Origin of the sequence: Mycobacterium helveticum (assembly GCF_007714205.1) — a bacterium.
Taxonomy (GTDB): domain Bacteria; phylum Actinomycetota; class Actinomycetes; order Mycobacteriales; family Mycobacteriaceae; genus Mycobacterium; species Mycobacterium helveticum.
Genome location: NZ_VMQU01000360.1, coordinates 1 through 508 on the forward strand (window position 1 = coordinate 1; position 508 = coordinate 508).

1 protein-coding gene is annotated in these 508 nt (G+C 70.9%); it reads right to left on the minus strand.

The window, feature by feature from the left end; all coding sequences use genetic code 11:
- Positions 1-437, minus strand: a 437-nt coding sequence (locus FPZ47_RS27920) for a DUF222 domain-containing protein (RefSeq protein ID WP_145039835.1), incomplete at its 3' end; no start/stop codon positions are given.
- Positions 438-508: the final 71 nt, after the last annotated feature.

Consider the following 508-nt stretch of genomic DNA (forward strand, 5'->3'; position numbering starts at 1 on the left):
TGGTCGACCCAGCCGGGTAGCTGGTGGGAGAACTTCTGGATCGTCGCGACGTGATCGGCGCCCAGCGTGCCCTGCCGTTGACCGGTGGCGGTGCCGGCCAGGATCGGCGGCAGGGGTTCGCCGGTCAGGCCGTGGCGGGGGCCCAGGTCGGCGGCCGCGCGCACCCGCCGAGAGGCGTCGGTGCGGGTGATCAACGCCGCCTCGGCGATCGCGTGGGGCAGCGTGCCGCCCAGCTCTTCGGCGCTGGCCTGCCGCGCCAGGGTGTTGATCACCGCATGCTCCAATGCGGGCAGGCGCCGGCGCACCTTTTCCACCCGGGCCAGCCACGCCAACAACTCCGGGGTGGTCAACGCCTCGCAGTCATGACCGAGCAGCCGGTCCACGGCGGCGTCCACGGCGGCGAAATCCGCCGTCAACGCCTCGCGATCGATACCCACACCGCGACACTATGCGCACCCACCGACAAAACCGGCCGCCCAGTGACCACAGAAACGCAAGTGACACAAGT